The organism is Acinetobacter sp. YH12129 (assembly GCF_013418685.1).
In the GTDB taxonomy this organism is placed as follows: Bacteria; Pseudomonadota; Gammaproteobacteria; order Pseudomonadales; family Moraxellaceae; genus Acinetobacter; species Acinetobacter amyesii.
Genome location: NZ_VPBP01000008.1, coordinates 1 through 21,574, shown reverse-complemented (window position 1 = coordinate 21,574; position 21,574 = coordinate 1). Strand labels below are relative to the sequence as shown.

The window sequence follows — 21,574 nt, the reverse complement described above, 5'->3', positions numbered from 1 at the left end:
AAGCAGATTGAACTTGAAATTGAAGGAATGACTTGCGCATCGTGTGTTGCACGTGTTGAAAAAGCCTTAAAGATAGTTCCAGAAGTCATCGATGCAAAAGTGAATTTGGCAACTGAAAAAGCCACGATTACGGCATTGGCAATTGTTGAAAATTCTGCATTGGCGAAGTCTGTAGAAAAAGCAGGTTTTCATATTGCACAGCCCAATATTGAATTAAATATTGATGGAATGACCTGTGCTTCATGTGTGGCACGGGTTGAAAAAGCCTTAAACGCTGTAGACGGTGTCAATAAAGCAACGGTAAATTTAGCCAGTGAAAAAGCCTTTGTTCAGGCTCCCGCTTCAAAAACACAAGAATTGATCGCGGCAGTTAAAAAAGCGGGATACAGTGCTAGCATTGCTACGCAGCAACAACCGACAATGGCAGAAAAAAAAGCCGACGAAGCTCGGTTACTCAAACGTGATTTAATCATCGCATTGGTACTCGCTGTTCCTGTTTTTATCTTGGAGATGGGATCACACATGATTCCAGCTTTTCATCATTTTATTGCACATAATTTAGGGACACAAAATAGTTGGTATATTCAGTTTATATTAACCACTTTGGTGTTAATCCTACCCGGAAAACGCTTTTATCAGCATGGCATACCAGCACTTGCGCGACTTGCCCCAGATATGAATTCTTTGGTCGCAGTCGGGACTTTATCTGCTTATAGTTTTTCTTGTGTTGCCACGTTTGCTCCGCAATTATTACCGCAAGGTACCGTTCATGTGTACTTTGAAGCAGCCGCAGTAATTGTGGCGTTGATTCTTTTGGGTCGTTTTATGGAGGCGAAAGCCAAAGGTAAAACCTCGCAAGCTATTCAATACTTAGTCGGCATGCAACCCAAAACAGCACGTGTTGAGCAATCTAGTAGCTATATAGATTTGCCGATTAGTGATGTTGAAACAGGTATGTTGATTGAAATACGGCCTGGTGAACGTTGCCCAGTCGATGGTGCTGTAGTGTCTGGGAACAGTTATATTGATGAATCCATGATCAGTGGCGAGCCAATTCCTGTCGAGAAAAAAGCCGGTGATCAAGTTGTCGGTGGAACGATTAACCAAAATGGGGCATTGAAAATACAAGCCACTGCGGTAGGTCAAGATTCTGTTTTGGCACAAATTATCCATATGGTCGAACAGGCTCAGGGTTCAAAATTACCGATTCAAGCTTTGGTGGATAAAGTCACGTTATGGTTTGTACCGGTGGTAATGGCGTTGGCGTTGATCACCTTTTTAGTTTGGTATGTAGTTGGACCTGAACCGAGTTTAACCTATGCCTTAGTCAATGCTGTAGCAGTACTGATCATCGCATGTCCATGTGCAATGGGTTTGGCAACGCCAACATCTATCATGGTCGGTACAGGGCGAGGTGCAGAGCTTGGAGTATTGTTCCGTAAAGGTGAAGCCTTACAACAACTCAAAAATACGCAAGTGGTTGCAGTCGATAAAACAGGGACATTGACGGAAGGTAAACCGAAACTGACAGATTTTGAAGTCACTGAAGCTTTTGATAAAGATCGCGTATTTCAGTTATTGGCCTCTGTAGAGCAGAAATCTGAACATCCGATTGCCTATGCCATTGTACAAGCTGCGAAAGAGATGCAAGTGCAACTTTTAGAAGTTGAACAGTTTGATTCCGTGACTGGTGCTGGGATTCAGGCGGTTGTTGAAGGACAAAGCATTTATATTGGTGCAGATCATTTGATGCATAAACTTGGTTTAGAAACACAAATCTTTTCAGCACTGGCAGAACGCATGGGCAATGAAGGGAAAACCCCGCTATATGTATCGATCGATCAACAGCTTGCTGCCATTGTTGCTGTAGCCGACCCGATCAAAGCCACAACCTTCGCAGCCATTCAAGCTTTGCATGATTTAGGGCTGAAAGTGGCCATGATTACAGGCGACAACCGACACACTGCCACTGCCATAGCACGACAGTTGAAAATTGATCATGTGATTGCTGAAGTGATGCCAGATCAAAAAGTGCAATCTGTACAACAGTTGCAAAAAGAACATGGTGTTGTATGTTTTGTTGGCGATGGTATTAATGATGCGCCTGCACTTGCGCAAGCAGATGTGGGCATGGCGATTGGTACAGGGACAGATGTGGCGATAGAGGCCGCGGACGTTGTGCTTATGTCGGGTAATTTACAAATGGTGCCGACAGCAATCGCACTGAGCACAGCGACGATGAATAATATTCGCCAAAACCTATTTTGGGCATTTATTTACAATGCAGCATTGATTCCTGTCGCTACAGGTGTGTTATATCCATTCTTTGGCATACTACTTTCACCTATGTTCGCAGCAGGTGCAATGGCACTTTCATCGGTGTTTGTTGTGTCGAATGCCTTACGTTTAAAAGCATTTAAAGGGCCAGTTTTTCAGGAGTCTTGAGATGAATATTGGACAAGCAGCGAAAGCATCGGGCATTTCTGCAAAAATGATCCGCTATTATGAATCGATTGGGCTGTTAAATAATGCGCAGCGCACCGATGCAGGCTATCGAATTTACTCGGAAGCCGATATTAAAACCTTGAGTTTCTTGAGACATGCACGTGATTTAGGTTTTTCTTCTGAACAAATGAAAGATTTACTTGGACTTTGGAAAAATCAAAGTCGGCAAAGTGTTGAAGTTAAATCATTGGCGTTAAAACATATCCAGACCTTAAATCAAAAAATCGCAGACTTACAGGCCATGGTTGAGATCTTGCAACAGTCCGTCGATGGCTGTGCCGGTAATGATCAAGCCGATTGTACGATTTTAAATCAAATCGAAACGGGCATGGCTGAGTGCTGCCATACAGCAAAGATTTAAACCCGCTTGACCTTACAATCGTGGCAAGGTTTATAGTGTTGTTATTAGAAAAGAAGGATGAACAGCATGAAATTTCGTATTGATAATATGACATGTGGTGGTTGCGCACGTAGCGTGACAGCAACGATTAAAGACTTAGATGAAAATGCAACGGTCACTATTGATGTAGCCACTAAATTAGTTGAGGTTGAATCCAGTGCCAGTGCAGAGCAATTGATTAGCGCTTTAACCGAAGATGGTTTCCCACCTGTGATTGCATAACTTAGATATTGTCTAATGTATAAAAAAAGCCGAACAATTGTTCGGATTTTTTTATTTATAAATCAATTTTATACGGCTGAAATTTTATCTGGCGTCATCAGCGCCTGATTAATATATAGCTTGATTAAACGTTCACGTGAACCGATTGATTTTTGATAATGCGTTGAATTGAGGAGTAGGGACGCACCATAAGTGACCGTCCAAATATAGGATAAATAATCACGAATCGACATTGCGCTTTCAAGTGATTTTAAATAATCACTGGTCATATCCTTAATTTCAATAATACGTTCTTCACGAACACGATAGAGCTCTTCAAATAACTCTTTTAATTTACGTTCATTATTAGTTAAGCGTTCTTCAATGACATGTAATAATATAGTTCTATTAGAATTCAACATATTATAAAGCATATATTGTGAAACATAAGTTTTAATATCATGATTATATTTTTTTGAAATTTCTAATAATCGTTTTTCATTTAAGATAATCAGTTCTAAATATAATTGGTTTTTACTTTTAAAATGTTTATAAATCGTGCCTTTGGCAATATCTAGTTCACAAGCTAACTCACTTAAGGTGATGTCTTGATTATTATCTAATAGCAGGGTTTCTGCCATGGCTAAAATTTTTTCCTTGCGAAGGATAAAATTTTGTTGGCGTACTGAACTCATGATACCTGTTCCATAAACAGCTTGAGGGTGAACAAGCCTAGCTTAAGCTAAATCTTGTGAATCTTACATTCCACTATGGTCTCAAATATTACATAAATTGGTTTAAAAATAAACACATTAGTAGAGTGCGTAAAGCATATAGAATTCATAGCATAAAATTAATGTCAATAAAACTGAACCCTTGAGGTCATTTTTTTGAAATAAAATTCCATTTTTATTTTTTTTAATTTATTGTCTTTTCGCTTTTACAACAAAAGCAGCATTTAACAAAACGGTCTTGGTTGTTATGTTATTAATACAACCTAAATTAAACATGATTATGGGTACTATTATGTTTGGTTTTAATCAATTACCAATTATAAATTTAGTCAACTCAATAAATTTATTTAAGTGTAATAAAATAATGCTGCTCAAAATATCAGGTGGTTATTTTTCACTTGTCGGTAAAAACACATTATCTATATTCTTTTTAGATATCTATCTGAAAAAACAGATCTTTAAAAAATCCACACAAAATTGATTTGATGATTTTGTGCGGGAGCGTGCAACTTTAAAAAAGTACTTTGTCAAAGACGCTGACAAAGCCTGTAGAAAAGGAAAGTACAATGCCAATATACAATGCGCCGTTAAAGGACATGGACTTCATCTTAAATGATGTATTCAATGCAGATGAGTTCTGGCAGTCAAATGAAAACTTAGCTCATATTGATATGGCGACTGCAAATGCTATTTTAGAAGAAATGGCTAAGTTTTCTAAAAACGTTATTCTAGACTTGAACCGTACAGCCGATGAAGAAGGTGGTGCGCAGTTTAGTAATGGTGTTGTTACTACGCCTACAGGGTTTAAAGACGCTTTTAAACAATTCGCCGAAGGTGGTTGGGTTGGTTTAGGCGCTTCTGAAGAATGGGGCGGCCAAAACATGCCGAAAATGTTGACGGTACTTGCTGACGAAATGATTTGGAGTACCAATCCATCATTTATGTTGTATCCACTACTGACTGTGGGTGCAGGTATGGCGATTAATGACCGTGCTTCGCAAGAGCAAAAAGAAACCTATCTTCCAAAATTTTATACGGGTGAATGGTCAGGCACTATGTGTTTAACTGAACCACATTCAGGGACTGATTTGGGGATCATTAAAACCAAAGCAGAGCCGAATGAAGATGGTTCATTTAACATTACAGGCACGAAAATTTTCATCACCAGTGGTGAACATGATCTGTGTGAAAACATCATCCATCTTGTGTTAGCAAAAACGCCAAATGCACCTGCGGGTTCACGTGGTATTTCATTGTTTATCGTTCCAAAATTCCATGTCAATGCCGATGGCTCAGTCGGTGAACGCAATGCTGTTTCAGCGGGTTCAATTGAACACAAGATGGGTATTAAAGGTTCTGCAACGTGTGTCATGAACTTTGATGGCGCCAAAGGTTATATCGTTGGTAAAGAAAACGAAGGTCTTGCGGCGATGTTTGTCATGATGAACTATGAACGTTTATCGATGGGTATCCAAGGGATTGGTGCTGCAGAATTTGCTTACCAAAATGCTGCACAGTATGCGACTGATCGTCTACAAGGTCGTTCTGCGACAGGTGTGAAATCTCCTGAAAAACCAGCAGACTCTATTTTGGTACATGGTGATGTACGTCGTATGTTGTTGAATGTACGCGCCAACAACGAAGCATCTCGTGCATTTGCTGTGTATGTTGGTCAGCAACTGGATATTACAAAATATTCAACTGATGAAGCTGCTGTGAAAAAAGCCAATGACCGCGTGGCTTTATTGACACCTATTGCAAAAGCCTACCTAACAGATACAGCCCTACAAGCTACTTTAGAAGCGCAAATGTGCTTTGGTGGTCATGGCTATATCCGTGAATGGGGTATGGAGCAATGCATTCGTGACTTACGTATTTCACAGATTTACGAAGGCACAAATGGCGTACAAGCGATTGATTTAATTGGACGCAAAACCACGAAATGTAATGGTGCATTTATTGCCGAATACATTGCTGAAATTCGTGACTTTGCTGCAACCATGGCTGATTCAAAAGTTAAATCTGCAGCATTGCAAGTTTCTGACGAAGTTGAAGCATTAACGCAATTCATTATTGAACAATCTAAGACCACCCCAGACTTTAGCAGTTCGGTGGCAGTCGATTACCTGCACGCTGTTGGTTTACTCAGCTTTGTGTATATGTTTGCGCGTATTAGCAAAGCTGCTGCTGCAAAACCAGAGAGCTTCTTCCAAAACAAACTGGTACTCGCAGATTTCTATGTTGAGAAAGTTCTACCTGACCTTGCTGCCCGTGCTCAACGCATTAAAGCAGGTTCTGAACTTATCATGCAGCTATCTGAAGAATACTTCACCGCTCAATCTTAAGGTTTCATCGAAACCACTGTGAAAAACATTAAGATGGAAAATCTGAGGAACCAGTCATGGTTCCTTGGGGTTAAAAGATTTAAAACAGGATGAAATAAGAAATGATTGTAATTGTAGATGGCGTACGTACAGCGATGGGTGGTTTTCAGGGTTCACTTTCATCTTGTACAGCCCCAGACTTAGGTGCTGCAGCGATTCAGGCTGTTGTTGCACGTGCAGGTTTAGAACCTACAGATATTGACGAAGTTATTTTTGGCTGTGTATTACCGGCTGGTCTTAAACAAGGTCCTGCACGCCAAGCGATGCGTCAAGCAGGCTTACCAGATACAACGGGTGCCACCACGATTAATAAAATTTGTGGTTCAGGCATGAAGGCGGTGATGCAAGCAGCTGATGCGATTAAAGCCGGTTCTGCTAATATTGTGGTTGCTGGTGGTATGGAGTCGATGTCAAATGCGCCATATTTACTTGAAAAAGCGCGTTCAGGCTATCGTATGGGTCATGGTAAAACCACAGATCACATGTTCCAAGAAGGCTTAGAAGATGCTGAGACAGGTTTATCGATGGGTATTCTGGCACAAGATATGGCAGATAAAAAAGGCTATACCCGTGAACAGCAAGATGCTTTTGCCATCAACTCACTCAATAAAGCCGTTGCCGCGATTCAAGGCGGTTTCTTCAAAAATGAAATCGTGCCAGTTACTGTTAAAAGCCGTAAAGGTGACGTCGTTGTTGACACAGATGAACAGCCATTAAGTGCTAAGCCTGAAAAAATCCCAACACTGCGTCCTGCATTCAAAAAAGACGGCACGATCACAGCTGCCAATGCCAGCTCAATTTCTGACGGTGCATCTGCTTTGGTGGTTACATCAGAAGAAACGGCTCAAGCACGTGGTTTAAAACCACTAGCAAAAGTCGTTGCTTATGCCACAAATTCACAGCATCCGTCAGAGTTCACGATTGCTCCAGTCGGTGCTATTGAGAAAGTGCTTGCACAAGCGGGTTGGGATGCACAAGAGGTTGACCTGTGGGAAGTCAATGAAGCATTTGCTATGGTTACAATGCTGGCGATTGATGGATTTAACTTAGATGAAGCAAAAGTGAACATTCATGGTGGTGCTTGCTCACTTGGTCACCCACTAGGTTCATCAGGTTCACGTATTATTGTGACGCTGATTCATGCCTTAAAACGCACTGGCGGTAAAAAAGGTGTCGCAGCACTGTGTATTGGTGGCGGTGAAGCAACTGCAATTGCGGTTGAACTGATTTAATTTGCCTCAATTTATATAAGTAAGCTTTTAGATAAGTACGTTTTTAGATAAGCAATAACAAACGCTATCTCAGTTCGCTGGGATGGCGAAAAAAGATGTTTATTTTGAGATATTTATTTTTTGAGATTTAATTATGAATGGTTTAGATCGCATTCGCTTACTCTCCCTTCGCGACAAAGTGATGTCTGCTGAAAAAGCGATTGAGTTAATTCAAGATGGTTCAGTGGTTGGTTTAAGTGGTTTTGGTGGTGCAGGTGAGGCAAAGACGGTTCCTTTGGCGCTTGCAGATCATGCAGTTTCACATCCTCTTCGTATCACTTTGGCAACGGGTGCTAGTTTAGGAAATAGTATCGATGGTCGTCTCAATGCGGCACATGCGATAGAACGTCGTTATCCGTATCAGGCAGATCCAGGTTTACGTAAAGCCATCAACGCTGGCGAGGTCATGTATATTGACCAACACTTGTCTGAAATGGCCGATAATATTCGTCATCATAATTTACCGCGCATTAATGTGGCAGTTATTGCAGCGACTGCAATTACCGAAGATGGTCAAATTATTCCGACAGGTTCATGTGGTAACTCAGCAAATTTCATTGAAATGGCAGATCATGTAATTATTGAAATTGATAACACGATTAACCCAGTGCTCGAAGGTGTACATGATATATATGTTCCGAAAGCGCGACCAAACCGTGGGCCAATTCCACTGACTCAGGTCGGTGAACGTATTGGTACAATTGGGATCAATGTCAGCCCCGATAAGATTTCAGCTATTGTGTTGAATGATCTGCCAGATACCCAGTTTAAAATGGATGAACCTGATGCTGAAACCCTAGCGATTGCTCAGCACCTGATTGATTTCTTTGAAGGTGAAGTGGCAGCAGGGCGTTTGCCTGAAAATTTAGGCCCGCTACAGTCAGGTGTGGGTTCGATTGCCAATGCTGTATTCGCAGGTTTTGAGCATTCTAATTTTCATGATTTGGAAATGTATTCAGAAGTACTACAAGACTGTACTTTCCAGCTAATTGATTCTGGAAAAATGAAATTTGCTTCAGGCTGTTCAATGACGTTGTCTGAGCCTTGCGCACAGCGCGTGATGAACAATTTTGATCAGTACAAAGACAAAATTGTGTTACGTCCACAAGAGCTATCCAATAACCCTGAAATCATTCGACGTTTAGGCATTATCGCGATTAATACGGCGCTTGAGTTTGATATTTACGGAAACGTAAATTCGACCCATGTGACGGGTACCAAAATGATGAATGGTATTGGTGGTTCTGGAGACTTTACTCGTCATGCGCACATTGCCATTTTCGTAACCAAGTCGATTGCAAAAGGCGGTGCGATTTCATCTGTAGTCCCAATGGTGAGTCATACCGACCATACTGACCATGACGTTGATATCGTGGTTACAGAGCAGGGCTTGGCAGATTTACGTGGTCTTTCACCACGTGAGCGTGCACGTAAAGTCATTGAAATCTGTGCGCATCCAGATTATCGCGCAGCATTGTTGAGCTACTTTGAACGTGCATGTGAGCGTGGTGGTCAAACGCCGCATATTTTAAAAGAGGCCTTGTCTTGGCATGCCACTTTTGAAGAAACAGGTTCAATGCGTCAAATCGTATAAATCTAAAGATTGAAAATATTTAAATAAGCCCACGATCAAGTGGGCTTATTTATTATGAAAGACTACAAATGTTTCAAAACATGACAAAAGAAAAACAGCAGGACTTGGTTTGCAACTTTTGCACAACACGAACGCTCTTAAGTTCGATTTAAGGCTTTCTATAATGCAAAATTCATTGACAAAGAAGGTCAGTATTTTGAAAAAGATTCAATTATTTTCTGCGATGTTGCTCGCAGCTCTCCTCACTGCATGTAAACAAAGCCCAGCGCCCGATTATGCAGGAACATGGCAAAATACCGCAGTAGATCCGCAACTTGAAAATGCGCTGATTATTAGTAAAAATGGTGAAAACTATTTCATTACCAATACTTTAAAAGATAAACAAAGTGGTAAATCTGAAAAGAAAAATCCAGTACCTGCATCTGTGGCTGAATCTGGTTTACTCGCTGTAAACTCTGGTACAGGTGCTGTTGAATTTGCAATTGACGAAAAAACAGGAAATTTAGTCGGGTCTGGATCCATTTATAAAAAAGTAAAATAGATCAATTATCTATTGATGCAAAAATATCAAAAGCAGCCTCTAAATTGGGCTGCTTTTTTAACTTTAAAGCGAATGTTTTTTGCTTTAACTTAGTTCAAAACCGAAGAGAAATCATGGATAAAATAATCCGCTTTATTTTTGATTTGCTCAATTTCGTGTTCTGAATATGCATCATACACGGCAACCACTTCAATACCTGCGGCATTTGCGGCTTCTACACCAATGAGTGAATCTTCAAAAATTAAACATTCTTCAGGTTGAACGGCAAAATGTTGAATCGCCAGTAAATAGACTTCTGGATGCGGCTTAATATTTTTGACATTTTCACGGGTCAGGATCAGATCAAAGCTATTTTCAAAATGCAGCTTTGGATAAATGTTGATATTTTTTTGATATCGATAAATATTTTGCAGGCTAGTCGTGGTGGTAATTGCCACTTGAATGCCTTGCTGAATGAGCTGTTGAACAAATAATGCTGCATGTGGTTTAAGCAAGATGATATGTTCTAAAAAATGCTGTGAAATGGCATATCGTTGCTGTTTGATTTGATCTGCTGTGTGTTGTTCAATATTATAAGTATCTTTTAGATAGTTACAGTACATTAAGTAAGGGTCTGGTGTGTTTTTAAATAATTGCAGCTGAATGTCACGTTCACGTTGAATTAAACCCAGTTGGATGGTTTGTCCAGTTAACTGTTGAATCAAATCTGCGTCGACCTGATTCCACACGCCAACAGAGTCAATAAGTGTGCCATCTAAATCAAAACAAACCAGTTTTTTTCCTTGAAGCATGTTTATATCCAAATTCGAGCTGTATCTATTATGCGGACTGATTGGAGTGTTGAAAAGCCAAATGCAACTGAGCAGGCTAAACTGGCGTTTCATCTGCAATAAAAGTAATATTTCGTTATTGGCTTTTTGTATAATTCAGCAGATGATGCACAGCATAACTTGCAATATTTAATTAGGGACTAAATCTTTCGTGTTTGAATTGGACTGTAAACTTCTTAGCATTTTTTTTCATGTTTATAAGTACAAAAATGTGTCGCAAGCTGCTGAACACTTGCAGATGAGTCAGCCTACAGTCAGTAATATTTTAAATAAAATACGACAGCATTATAACGACCCCTTATTTTTACGTATCGGCAATGAAATGGTGCCTACGGAGTTATCGCGTCAATTATTTCCTTTAGTCAGCGAAGCCTTGAGTAAAGTCGAAGCTATTAATAATTTTACGATTAATTTTGATCAAGCCATTTCAGATCAACAATTTACTTTGGCCATGACCGATGTTTCGCATTTGGTTTTATTGCCCAAAATCAGCCAATATCTAAAAAAACACGCGCCACAAATACGTCTGAATGTACGCCCGATTACCACTGAAACCAGTTATCAGATGGCGAATGGTGAAATTGATTTAGCACTGGGGTTTTTACCGCATTTGGAAAGCGGCTTTTATCAGCAAAAACTGTTTGAGCAATATTATGTGGTGATTGCAGCTAAGGATCATCCACGATTAACGGGTGACACCATTACAACTGAGCAATATTTATCAGAGTCGCATATTGATATTGATGCTGGGATGGGGCACTACCATATTGAAAATGAGTTGCTTAACCTTGATTTAAAACGTGATATTTTGATGCGATTACCTAGTTATTTAGGTGTGGGCTTGGTTGTGCAAGACACTGATGCGATTGCTACTGTGCCGTACTACTTGAGTGAAGTATTGCTTTCGCGCGGCAACTTAAAAATATTTGACGCACCGATTGCATTTCCAACCTATGGCGTGAAGCAATATTGGCATATGTCCTGCCATCATAAAACCAGCCATCAATGGCTGCGTCATATGTTCCATGAAATCTTAGTGAAATAGCTGCGCCGGCGAATTCTGTTTGCTGCCTACTCCGCTCCGGCTGCAGGCAGGCAAGCTTATTTACTGTATTGATTTAAACTTTTCTTATTTATAAGAAATATGCATAATAAGATGCTGTTTTAGCTTTGCATTTTACAATTATTTATTACTTTTTGGGGTTTAGGGGTTCACTGTTTATGATTTACTGCTTTTATGGGAATCAAGCCGATCATGCCCATGAAGAGCGCATGCTTCAGAATTTTTTATCACAGCTGCAGCTGGACTGGGATGGTCCAGAAAAATGGATTTATATCGTTTATAACGCCATGTGGAATGGGCAGGATGTAGATTTTGTCTGTTTTAGCCCTTTTTCAATTATAGTGGGCGACTTTAAAAGCTATACCGGCGCACTGACAGCCGGTGAGAACGGCCCTTGGAAGCTGCTGAATCATAATAACGAATTGATTGAAGTCAAAGGCGGCAATCAGTTCAACCCTTACCGCCAGCTGCGCAATAATAAATTTTCCCTGCTGAATTTTTTAAGCAATGAACCGGCTTTCAGCCGCTGTGAACTGGGGCATATCGGCGCCGTCACGGTGTTTACGGCATTAACAGATGTCGAAGATCAGCTGAGTGAAAAAACCCGGAAGTGGATGGGCATTACGGATATCGCGCATTGCAGCGCATATTTTGCGGCTAAAAAAAGCGCTGGTATCCGCTTAGAGCAGCAGTGGGTGTCCGAACTGATGGGCAAAATGAACTTAATGCCCTATGAATGGCAGCCAAAACCGCCGGTTGATGCTGTTGCGCATGCATATTTAACGCCTAAAGCTGTGCCGGATACAGCAGCGCCGCTGCAGGTGAAAAAGCGGCCGGCGCAAATAAAGCCCCCGCGCAGCAGCCGGCAGCCGGCGCTGAGTAAATTTTGGCCGATAGTGTTTCTTGCATCACTGCTGCTTATTCCAGCCGCATGGCAAAAAATCGGGAATATTTTCATCCAAATGATGAGCAAAAAAACCGAAAGCGCTGTCAGTGAAACTTTGCATCAAAGCACCGCGGACACTCGGGGCCGTGCAGAAACGGACGCATCCTCAGACCAGCCTCAGGCAGAACTGAAATGGTCGGATGAAAAGCCGGCGAAGCGGACACAGCAGCAGGATGATTTTTGGGAAAACCGCCCGAGAAGCCTTGAGCGGCCGGAAGCAGAACGGCCCGCGCCAGCGGTCCAATTGATCGAACCTGCGGTGCAAAAACCGAAGCAGCAGCCGGCAGCAGAACAAATACTGCAGCCGAAGCGCGGAGAGCAGAATCCGCCGCCGGTTATTGCTGAAACACGCGCAAATCCGGCGCCCCGCGCAGAAGAAGCGAGAACGCCATCCGCCGCAGCGGAAGAAAAAATACAGGCTGATGACCTTGATTCACGCTTAAGAGATTCGAGCTACTAAAGCCTGCATAAATTTGAATTACAGGATGTATCACTAAAAATGCACATATTTTCAAAGAAAATCATTCCGCTTGCGATCAGTATGCTGGTTTTAGCCGCGCCGGCAGCGGTCTATGCTTTGCCTTCACAGGGGCAGTTTGATCAGACGATGGATGAGCTGAAAAATGCGCCATCCGGCAAACAGAAGCCTTATATCAACCAGCTGACACAATGGGCAAAAGAAGGCCATACACCATCACAGGTCAATCTGGGGCAAATGTATCTGCAAGGAGATTTTGTTCAAAAAGATCTGCGTCAGGCCTATGAATGGACCAATGCAGCCGCAGCAAAAAACAATCCAAAAGCGCAAAATAATTTAGGCAAGATGTATCTTCGCGGCATGGGGGTAAAAAAGGATACTTTAAAAGCCTATGAATTATTCGGCAAAGCTGCCCAAACAGGCCTTTCAGATGCGCACTACAACTTGGGGGTAATGTCTGAGCAAGGCATTGGCGTTGAAATGTACTTGCCTTCTGCATTCGGCTATTACCTGACTGCAGTTAAAACAGAGGCGCCGCAAATGCTGCAGCGGAATTTGGAACGCGCCAAGCAAGGCCGCGCCATAGCGCAAAATGATTTGGGCTATATGTATGCGATCGGATTTGGAACTGAAAAAAATTCACAGCAGGCGCTCTATTGGTTTGAGCAAGCTGCAAAACAGCAGCTGCCTGAAGCGATGAATAATTTAGCTGTGCTGTATGACGGTTCCGGCGAGTTCATAGCTAAAAATTTTGATCCGGGTTATTACAAGGCGATTAAGCATTACAGATCCTCTTTAACCGATTCAAAGCGCTTGGAAAATACCGCTACGCGGGTAGCTTTAAATCGTGATTTGGCTAATCATTATTTTGCTTTGGCTTTGAAATTAAAGCATCCGGCTGCCCAATTCAATATGGCTAAAAAATATGAAACCGGGCTGGGTGTAAAAACAGACCTGCAGCAGGCAGTGCAGCTGTATCAGGCTTCTATCGCTCAAGGCTTTACTTTGGCTGAGTTTGGTTTAGCCCGATTGTATCTCGATCAAAATGACGCGGTCAGCAGAGCAAAAGCGCTTCCGCTGTTTGAGAGCGCAGCGCGCAAAGGGGACAGCCGCGCCATGAATTATGCCGCGCTGCTCTCTGGACACACGATTGATATACCCGGCTGGTTCAATCCAGAAGAAAATATAGGGCCTGAAGCCTTTCAGCGCTGGGTAAAGACACAGCCGAGGGATCAATTGACTGAGGAAGATTATACAGAAGCAGGCATACAAAAGCTGACCGAGCAAGCGCAGCGCGGAAGCGCATCGGCGCAGTATAAGCTGGCGATATTTAGATCCGAAGGTTTTAAATATTTGCAGCAAGATTATGCAGAAGCGGAAAAGCTATTTAAAGCAGCAGCTGCGCAAGGAAATGCCCATGCCATTTATAAGTTAGGCTGGCTCTATTCACGTGAATATGTACCGGCTGCGAAGGACGCATCTGACAGCAGTCTGTTTGCTAGTCATAAATTAGCGCTGGCTTATTTTGAAGCGGCAGCCGCTCAACGTGTTCCAGAAGCGCAGCATGAATTAGCGATGACCTATTATGAGGGCATGGGGGTCGAAAAAAATCCGGCGCTGGCTGCAAGCTATTACCGTCAAGCCGCAGCAAGCGGATTTCCCCCTGCAGTAAGATGGATCAACCGGTTCAAAGATGCAGACCGTAAATAACGCGGATTACTGAAGACTTCCTCACCGAAAGATCAAGCTGAATAAGCGGTTTCCTTACCATATATAAGCGCTCAGATGCTATCTGGGCTTTTTTCATTTCTGTTTGCCTGTTGGCGCATCTGTTTATTTTGGTGCATTTTGCAGGCAAAGCGCATTTTCTGCACCTGAAAGTTTCAGGCCTCTTTTGATTCTTTGCCAAACTTCCCGAATTAGCAGTATTACCAGTTATATAAATCGTATTACTGTTTTGGCATAGCCTTTGCTTTTCTACTTATATCATAAAGTGATCTAGGGTTCCGATACATTTCTATGTATGACCGCGACCGAGAGTTCACGGCTTCGTTTTAATTCAAAGCAAAGCTGCACGGAGGGATAAAAGCCCGGGAGGTAAACAGTTAAGAATTAGGCAGAGGCTGCAATGAGCACAACACATTATCATGACGATAAAGCACTATGGACTGAACTTTTACCGGGTGGACACCACTGGTCAGCGCGTATTCAGCGTGGGGCAGTATTACAGCTTAAATCGCTAGGGCAAAATGCCAATGTGGCGCTGTACTGTGTAAATAGTGAAGATAAGCTTGAGCGCTACAACATGCCAGACAGCCTTAAAGGGCAGCATACGGCATATTTAAGTACGGGTCATATTTTGGCATCAGATTTAGGTCGTGCTATGGTTTCTATTGTGAAAGATGATCACGCTTGGAATGATGCTTTTTGTGCACCAAGTACAGCAGAACAAATCGAACAACAATTTGGTTCAAAAACTTTCCAAGATGCCCGTAACGATATGTACCGCAGTGGTAAGGATAGCTTGCTGCTTGAAATGACCAAATTTGGTTTATCTGCAACCGACCTGAGCAGTACCTTAAATTTATTCTCTAAAGTTCAACCTGATGACAATGGCAACTTAAGTTATGTTGCATCGAACAATACAAATCAAATTATTGAACTTCGCTTTGAAATGGATTGTTTAGTCTTTCTATCTGCCGCACCGCATGGCTTGGATAACAGCACAGTGTATGCACCTGCAGATATTCAACTTTCACTGTTTAAAGCACTACCTTTAGGCGATAGCGACGTTTGCCGAGATTCATGTCCGCAAAATCAACGTGCTTTTCAAAATAATAAACGCTATTACGCTTTAACGGCTTGAGGGGAATGATCATGACTGCATTAGTAAATCCAACACAACATTCTGAAAAATCAGTGTTAAGCGAAGTATGTTCTGCCGGTGAAGCATGGATGTGCGAAGTCAAAAAAGGACAATATTTCCGTATTGTGGATTTAGAAGGCAACCAAGCGGTGGATACGCTCTTTATCTCGACATCAAACCCTGAAGAGCGTTATAGCGCAACCGATACCTTAGCGATTAATCAACAAATCTATTTAGAAAAAGGTACACCCTTATACACCAACTTTGGCAACAAAATTGCCACCATTCATGATGATAATTGCGGTCGCCATGACACTTTAGGCGGTGCTTGTTCATGTGAAAGTAACACGGTTCGTTATGCACATGACAATTATCCAATGCATAGTTGCCGTAACAATTTCATGATTGCACTGTCTCAGCATCCAATTGCCAAAAAACACGGCCTAAACGTGCGTCACATCGGTCCAAATATTAACTTCTTTATGAATGTACCTGTGACTGCGGATGGTCATCTAAAGTTTGATGACGGTATTTCTGCACCGGGTAAATATGTTGAAATTAAAGCTGAAATGGATCTCATTGTCCTCATTTCCAATTGTCCGCAACTGAATAACCCATGTAATGCCTATAACCCAACAAAAATTCAATTGATCATCCGTGACGGTGAGGAGTAATACCATGTTCAATAAAGTCCTCATTGCCAACCGTGGTGCAATCGCGTGTCGAGTGATCCGTACACTCAAAAAATTAGGCATTCAATCTGTTGCTGTGTATTCCGAAGCAGACCGTGATTCTTTGCATGTGACCTTGGCGGATGAAGCAGTATTTATTGGTGATAGTCCTGCCAGCCAAAGCTATTTAAATGTCGATAAAATTTTAGAAGTCGCAAAACAAACAGGTGCAGAAGCGATTCATCCGGGCTATGGTTTCTTGTCTGAAAATGCAGAATTTTGTGATCTCTGTGAAGCTCAAGGCATAGTATTTTTAGGGCCAAATTCGGCACAAATGAAATCATTTGGCTTAAAACATATTGCACGTGAACTTGCAATTCAAGCCAATGTACCACTTCTTCCGGGCAGTCAGCTTTTGGCAGATGAAGCCGAAGCCTTAACGGAAGCTAAACGTATTGGTTATCCTGTGATGCTGAAAAGTACCGCAGGCGGTGGCGGTATTGGTATGCGTTTGGTGTGGAATGAAGAAGAGTTGAAAGATGCTTATTCTACGGTTTCATATCTTGCCCAAGCCAACTTTAAAGATGCAGGCTTGTACCTCGAAAAATTCGTACAAAATGCCCGTCATATCGAAGTGCAGATTTTTGGTGATGGCAATGGCTTAGTTTTAGCACTCGGTGAGCGTGATTGTTCGGTGCAGCGCCGAAACCAAAAAGTGATTGAGGAAACCCCAGCACCGCATATCAATGATGATCAACGTGCCTATATTCAATCGGTTGCGATTGGGTTGATGCAGTCGGTGAATTACCGTTCGGCAGGCACAGTAGAATTTGTGATGGATACCGACACACAAGAATTCTATTTCTTAGAAGTGAATACCCGCCTGCAAGTTGAACATGGCGTGACGGAGCAAGTCTTTGGTGTAGATCTTGTGGAATGGATGGTTACTTTAGGCAGTGGCGATTGGATTGCCCCAACAGAACAACTTGAATCGAAAGGTCATTCAATTCAAGTGCGTTTATATGCTGAAGACCCAATCAAAAACTTCCAACCGAGTGCAGGGCTTTTAACGCATGTTGATTTTGATGCGAATGCACGTAATGAAACTTGGGTTGAAACGGGTTCAAATGTCTCATCATTTTATGACCCGATGATTGCGAAAATCATTGTGACAGCGGATGATCGAGACTTGGCAATTGCTGCAATGACCGAAACACTCGGCAAAACATCGGTTGCAGGTATCGAAACCAATCTTGAATATCTACAAAATATTATCGACTGCGATGTATTTAAAGCTGGTACGCAAACCACACGATTCTTAAATACATTTGAGTGGAAAACCCAAAAAATTGAAGTGTTGCAATCAGGCATTCAAACTTCTGTGCAAGATGTGACAGGTCGTTTGGGTTATTGGGATGTCGGGGTGCCTCCATCAGGTGCGATTGATCCATTGTCTTTAAATGTGGCTAACCAATTATTAGGTAATACATTTAATACCGCAGGCTTGGAATGTACGCTACAAGGGCCAAGTTTAAAATTCCATTGTGACAGTCAAATCGTGCTTGCCGGTGGTGATATGCCATCAACCCTTGATGGTATGTCTGTGCCAATGTGGCAAACCGTGAATGTGCGTAAAGGTCAGGTGCTCAAATGTGGCAAAATTGCGACAGGTTGCCGTACCTATATTGGTATTAAAGGCGGTTTAAATGTACCTGAATATCTCGGCTCACAAGCAACCTTCACCTTGGGTCAGTTTGGTGGTCATGCCGGTCGTAATTTATTGATTGGAGATATGTTGCCAATCACGGCATTTACATCTGTACAAGTGACAGCGCTTGCGCCTGAACAAGTGCCGTCATTTAGCCATGAATGGGAAATTGCGGTGATGTATGGCCCACATGGTGCGCCTGATTTCTTCACCAAAAATGACATTGATACTTTCTTTGCCAATACTTTTGAGATTCACTTTAACTCAAGCCGTACCGGTATTCGTTTGATTGGTCCGAAACCTGAATGGGCACGTGAGGATGGCGGTGAAGCCGGTCTGCATCCATCCAATATTCATGACAATGCATACGCGATTGGTGCGATTGATTTCACGGGTGATATGCCGATTATCTTGGGTCCAGATGGTCCAAGTTTAGGAGGCTTTGTTTGTCCTGCCGTGGTGATTAATTCTGAGCTTTGGAAACTCGGTCAATTGAAAGCAGGAGACAAAGTCAAATTTATACCTGTGAGTTATCATCAAGCGAAACTTTTAAATGAAAAATATCATGTGCAATTAGAAGCTTTAGATACAGAAGCGGTGGCATTTGATGAGTCGTTCTATCCTGAGCTATCAACACTGAAAAATGCAGTTCTCGCTACCTTAAAAGGTGAAAATGGTGCGCCTGATGTAGTGTATCGTCCTGCTGGCAATAATTACATGTTGGTGGAATATGGCGAGTTGGTGCTAGATCTGAACTTACGTTTCCGTATTCATGCCTTAATGCAATGGGTTCAAAAGCAAAATATTGCCGGCATTATTGACCTGACACCGGGAATACGTTCGCTACAAATCCATTTTGATTCAATCAAACTTAATCAAATTGATTTACTGCGTTTATTACAAGTCGCTGAAGCTGAACTGCCTGATGTGACTGAAATGCAAGTCCCATCACGTACCGTATATCTGCCACTCGCTTGGGAAGATTCGCAAACGCAATTGGCAACGGAACGCTATATGCAAACCGTGCGTCCAGATGCACCGTGGTGTCCTGACAATATTGAGTTTATCCGTCGTATTAATGGTTTAAAAGACAAACAAGCGGTCAAAGATGTGGTTTATGACGCGAGTTATTTGGTCATGGGTTTGGGCGATGTGTATTTAGGCGCACCTGTGGCAACACCTCTTGATCCTCGCCAGCGTTTAGTGACGACGAAATACAATCCTGCACGGACATGGACACCTGAAAATGCTGTCGGTATTGGCGGTGCATATATGTGTGTCTATGGGATGGAAGGTCCGGGGGGCTATCAATTTGTGGGTCGTACTACGCAAATGTGGTCTCGTTACCGTAAAAACCCTGACTTTGAGCAAGGTATGCCGTGGTTATTACGCTTTTTTGATCAAATTAAGTTTTATGAAGTTTCTGAGTCTGAACTTATGCAAATGCGTGAGGACTTTAAAGCAGGTCGCTTAAAACTGCGTGTAGAAGAAGGTGTGCTGAACCTAAAAGAATACAATGACTTTTTGACTGAAAATGCCGAATCTATCTCAGCATTTAAATATGTCCAACAAGCCAATTTTGATGAAGAACGTCGCCGTTGGCATGAAGCAGGGCTTGCAGAGTATATTTCTGAAAGTTTAGATGCTGTAACTGATGATAGCGATATTCAAATACCTGATGGTGGCTGTGCAGTGGAATCGCACATGCCGGGCAGTATTTGGAAAATTGAATGCAAGTCAGGTGATATTGTTGAAGAAGGTGCAACACTTGCTGTGATTGAAGCGATGAAAATTGAGATCCCCATTATTGCGCCTGAACGTATGAAGGTTTCTGAAATTACCATTGAAAAAGGGCAGACGGTGAAAACGGGGCAGGTGTTGTTTACCTTGGCGCCTGTGGCTTGATGATATAGGAAAAAAAGACCGCTTAGGCGGTCTTTTTTAAATATTTATCATATTGATAAATAATTAATAATAAAATATGGATTAATCTATCAGATGATGTTTGAGTAAACTTGTTCGTGCTTATTCCATGACAAATATCATTTCTAAGATTCCAACCTCTTTGGTCCGTAAGAACAGTTCTGCAATAAAATGAAAAATCATCTCCAAAAATTTCTATAAATTTAGCATTAGCTAATAATCGATCTAATGTTTTTAAGTTGTATCCACCTGTATGATTATTGGATTCAAAAACATCAATATAATTCACTAAAATTTTCCTGACTAGGAATTCAATTTGAGGAATTATTAAATGTATAAATGTGATTGCATCCTCTCTATAATATGCATCTATACCCAATCTCAAGATTTCTTTATTGTCTTCTGTAAATAAAGGAAGAGTATATAAATGATCTAAAAATGAATCTGTATCTTTAAGATGATCTTCTTTTAATTGATTTATAGCTGTATGTAATGCAATGGAAATTGTTGGAGCAGCAATATCTTCAGCCTGTTGCTGAAATAGATTTCCATTTGGATCTTCTTCCAATGACTTCACAGTCGCCACCTTTCTTCCATTATGATCTAAGTAAATTTTATTTTGAAAAAACAACTGCTGAAAAAAAGAGCCACTTATTTTATTTTGTAGATTGCTTTCAGTTTGGTGTTTTTTAGGGATAAAAAACAAAAGTGTATTGTCCAAACATTTTATCAAGTTATCTGATTTGAGTTGAATCATTAACTGATCGATTAAATGGTAAGGAATTCTGACTGGAATAGATATTTTCTGTAAGAGTTGCGTTTGTTGAGGAGATATTCTTTGAATTTTTTCCATAATCACAGATGCTTCGGCCTTCCTACTATTTTTTATATATTGACCATATAAAATCTCATAGTCACTAACTTGGAGTAGAACATTTTTGTTTTTAGTTCTGAGCTTTACAATTTCGGCAAATATAGCTAATACTTCAGTAATTTTAGATTGATCGTCAATACTTCGGTAATAGCTTAAAAGAAAATTCACGGCTTGTTCGCTTACATAAGGTTCAGTACCTCTTAGTGGCGTTTCACTCACACTTAACTGTTTTAGACGAGTTAATCGATCGAACATCTCATCAATAATTTTCTGTTTAAGTGTTTTATTTAAATATTTGCTTTTCCCTACTATAAAAAGATCAAAGCAGAGTCCCCAAGTTCTACATAAGTCATCTTCAGCAATTTGAGATTCTATTTGTATAGCTAGGTCAATAATTTCTTTTACTAAGTTTTCTTGATTTTTGGAACTAGCAATAACATAAGCACGTTTTATCAGACTATAAGTTGTCATTAAAAAGTAAACATGTATTCTTTTCCGAATTGGTTTGATACTTTCTCCACCCATTGCTCTATTTTATCAGCTGTCATGACTTGAAAATCTCGCCAATAATATTTCATCTGCTTC

16 protein-coding genes, 1 pseudogene and 1 riboswitch are annotated in these 21,574 nt (G+C 41.3%); of the genes and pseudogenes, 13 read left to right on the top strand and 4 right to left on the bottom strand.

Annotation, left to right across the window (positions count from 1 at the left end):
- Positions 1-6: 6 nt before the first annotated feature.
- From FTU65_RS06065 to FTU65_RS06055, 3 genes are all read left to right on the top strand, one after another.
- On the top strand, positions 7-2,445 hold the full coding sequence (locus tag FTU65_RS06065; RefSeq protein WP_373683450.1) for a copper-translocating P-type ATPase: 2,439 nt from the start codon (positions 7-9) through the stop codon (positions 2,443-2,445).
- Between the two features lies 1 nt (position 2,446).
- Complete coding sequence (gene cueR / locus FTU65_RS06060) at positions 2,447-2,866, top strand: Cu(I)-responsive transcriptional regulator (RefSeq protein WP_168377524.1); 420 nt, start codon at positions 2,447-2,449, stop codon at positions 2,864-2,866.
- Between the two features lie 66 nt (positions 2,867-2,932).
- A complete protein-coding gene (locus FTU65_RS06055; protein WP_180003680.1) occupies positions 2,933-3,127 on the top strand; it encodes a heavy-metal-associated domain-containing protein in 195 nt (64 codons plus the stop codon).
- 68 nt (positions 3,128-3,195) lie between these two features.
- Here the strand turns inward: FTU65_RS06055 and FTU65_RS06050 are convergent, their stop codons facing one another.
- Positions 3,196-3,801 (bottom strand): TetR/AcrR family transcriptional regulator, encoded by a 606-nt coding sequence (locus FTU65_RS06050; RefSeq protein ID WP_078190941.1) that lies wholly within the window; start codon positions 3,799-3,801, stop codon positions 3,196-3,198.
- Positions 3,802-4,406: 605 nt separating this feature from the next.
- Between FTU65_RS06050 and FTU65_RS06045 the strand changes: the two genes are divergently transcribed.
- The 4 genes from FTU65_RS06045 to FTU65_RS06030 all read left to right on the top strand — a co-directional run bounded on the left by FTU65_RS06045 (position 4,407) and on the right by FTU65_RS06030 (position 9,630).
- On the top strand, positions 4,407-6,185 hold the full coding sequence (locus FTU65_RS06045; protein WP_180011711.1) for an acyl-CoA dehydrogenase C-terminal domain-containing protein: 1,779 nt from the start codon (positions 4,407-4,409) through the stop codon (positions 6,183-6,185).
- A gap of 101 nt (positions 6,186-6,286) precedes the next feature.
- Complete coding sequence (locus tag FTU65_RS06040; RefSeq protein ID WP_180008861.1) at positions 6,287-7,456, top strand: thiolase family protein; 1,170 nt, start codon at positions 6,287-6,289, stop codon at positions 7,454-7,456.
- Between the two features lie 133 nt (positions 7,457-7,589).
- Entirely contained in the window at positions 7,590-9,089 is a 1,500-nt protein-coding gene (locus tag FTU65_RS06035; RefSeq protein ID WP_180008859.1) for a succinate CoA transferase, read from the top strand.
- A gap of 223 nt (positions 9,090-9,312) precedes the next feature.
- Positions 9,313-9,630 (top strand): hypothetical protein, encoded by a 318-nt coding sequence (locus FTU65_RS06030; RefSeq protein ID WP_373683449.1) that lies wholly within the window; start codon positions 9,313-9,315, stop codon positions 9,628-9,630.
- Between the two features lie 89 nt (positions 9,631-9,719).
- Here FTU65_RS06030 and FTU65_RS06025 read toward each other — a convergent pair whose 3' ends face one another.
- A complete protein-coding gene (locus FTU65_RS06025; RefSeq protein ID WP_180011709.1) occupies positions 9,720-10,421 on the bottom strand; it encodes an HAD family phosphatase in 702 nt (233 codons plus the stop codon).
- Between the two features lie 190 nt (positions 10,422-10,611).
- On the opposite strand from FTU65_RS06025, the gene FTU65_RS06020 reads away from it, so the two are divergent.
- The 6 genes from FTU65_RS06020 (at position 10,612) to uca (ending at position 20,097) form a co-directional block, all read left to right on the top strand.
- The gene (locus FTU65_RS06020) at positions 10,612-11,505 is read left to right on the top strand and encodes a LysR substrate-binding domain-containing protein (protein ID WP_078190935.1); all 894 of its coding nucleotides are present in this window, start codon (positions 10,612-10,614) and stop codon (positions 11,503-11,505) included.
- Positions 11,506-11,681: 176 nt separating this feature from the next.
- Positions 11,682-12,929 carry an NERD domain-containing protein gene (locus tag FTU65_RS06015; RefSeq protein ID WP_180003670.1) on the top strand — a complete coding sequence of 416 codons (1,248 nt, stop codon included), beginning with the start codon at positions 11,682-11,684 and terminating at the stop codon, positions 12,927-12,929.
- Between the two features lie 39 nt (positions 12,930-12,968).
- Positions 12,969-14,657: a tetratricopeptide repeat protein gene (locus tag FTU65_RS06010; protein ID WP_180003668.1), complete on the top strand. Its 1,689-nt coding sequence runs from the start codon at positions 12,969-12,971 to the stop codon at positions 14,655-14,657.
- Between the two features lie 277 nt (positions 14,658-14,934).
- Positions 14,935-15,046: riboswitch (guanidine-I (ykkC/yxkD leader) on the top strand.
- 29 nt (positions 15,047-15,075) lie between these two features.
- On the top strand, positions 15,076-15,813 hold the full coding sequence (locus tag FTU65_RS06005; protein WP_180011707.1) for an urea amidolyase associated protein UAAP1: 738 nt from the start codon (positions 15,076-15,078) through the stop codon (positions 15,811-15,813).
- A gap of 11 nt (positions 15,814-15,824) precedes the next feature.
- Positions 15,825-16,487, top strand: a complete 663-nt coding sequence (locus FTU65_RS06000) for an urea amidolyase associated protein UAAP2 (RefSeq protein WP_180011705.1) — start codon at positions 15,825-15,827, stop codon at positions 16,485-16,487.
- A gap of 4 nt (positions 16,488-16,491) precedes the next feature.
- A complete protein-coding gene (gene uca, locus FTU65_RS05995; RefSeq protein WP_180011702.1) occupies positions 16,492-20,097 on the top strand; it encodes an urea carboxylase in 3,606 nt (1,201 codons plus the stop codon).
- 22 nt (positions 20,098-20,119) lie between these two features.
- Here the strand turns inward: uca and FTU65_RS05990 are convergent, their stop codons facing one another.
- Together FTU65_RS05990 and FTU65_RS05985 are read right to left on the bottom strand one after the other, a co-directional pair.
- Entirely contained in the window at positions 20,120-21,460 is a 1,341-nt protein-coding gene (locus FTU65_RS05990) for a DUF4209 domain-containing protein (protein WP_180065080.1), read from the bottom strand.
- Positions 21,460-21,574, bottom strand: a pseudogene (locus FTU65_RS05985) (transposase); the annotation flags it as partial. The gene FTU65_RS05990 and the pseudogene FTU65_RS05985, both read right to left, overlap by 1 nt.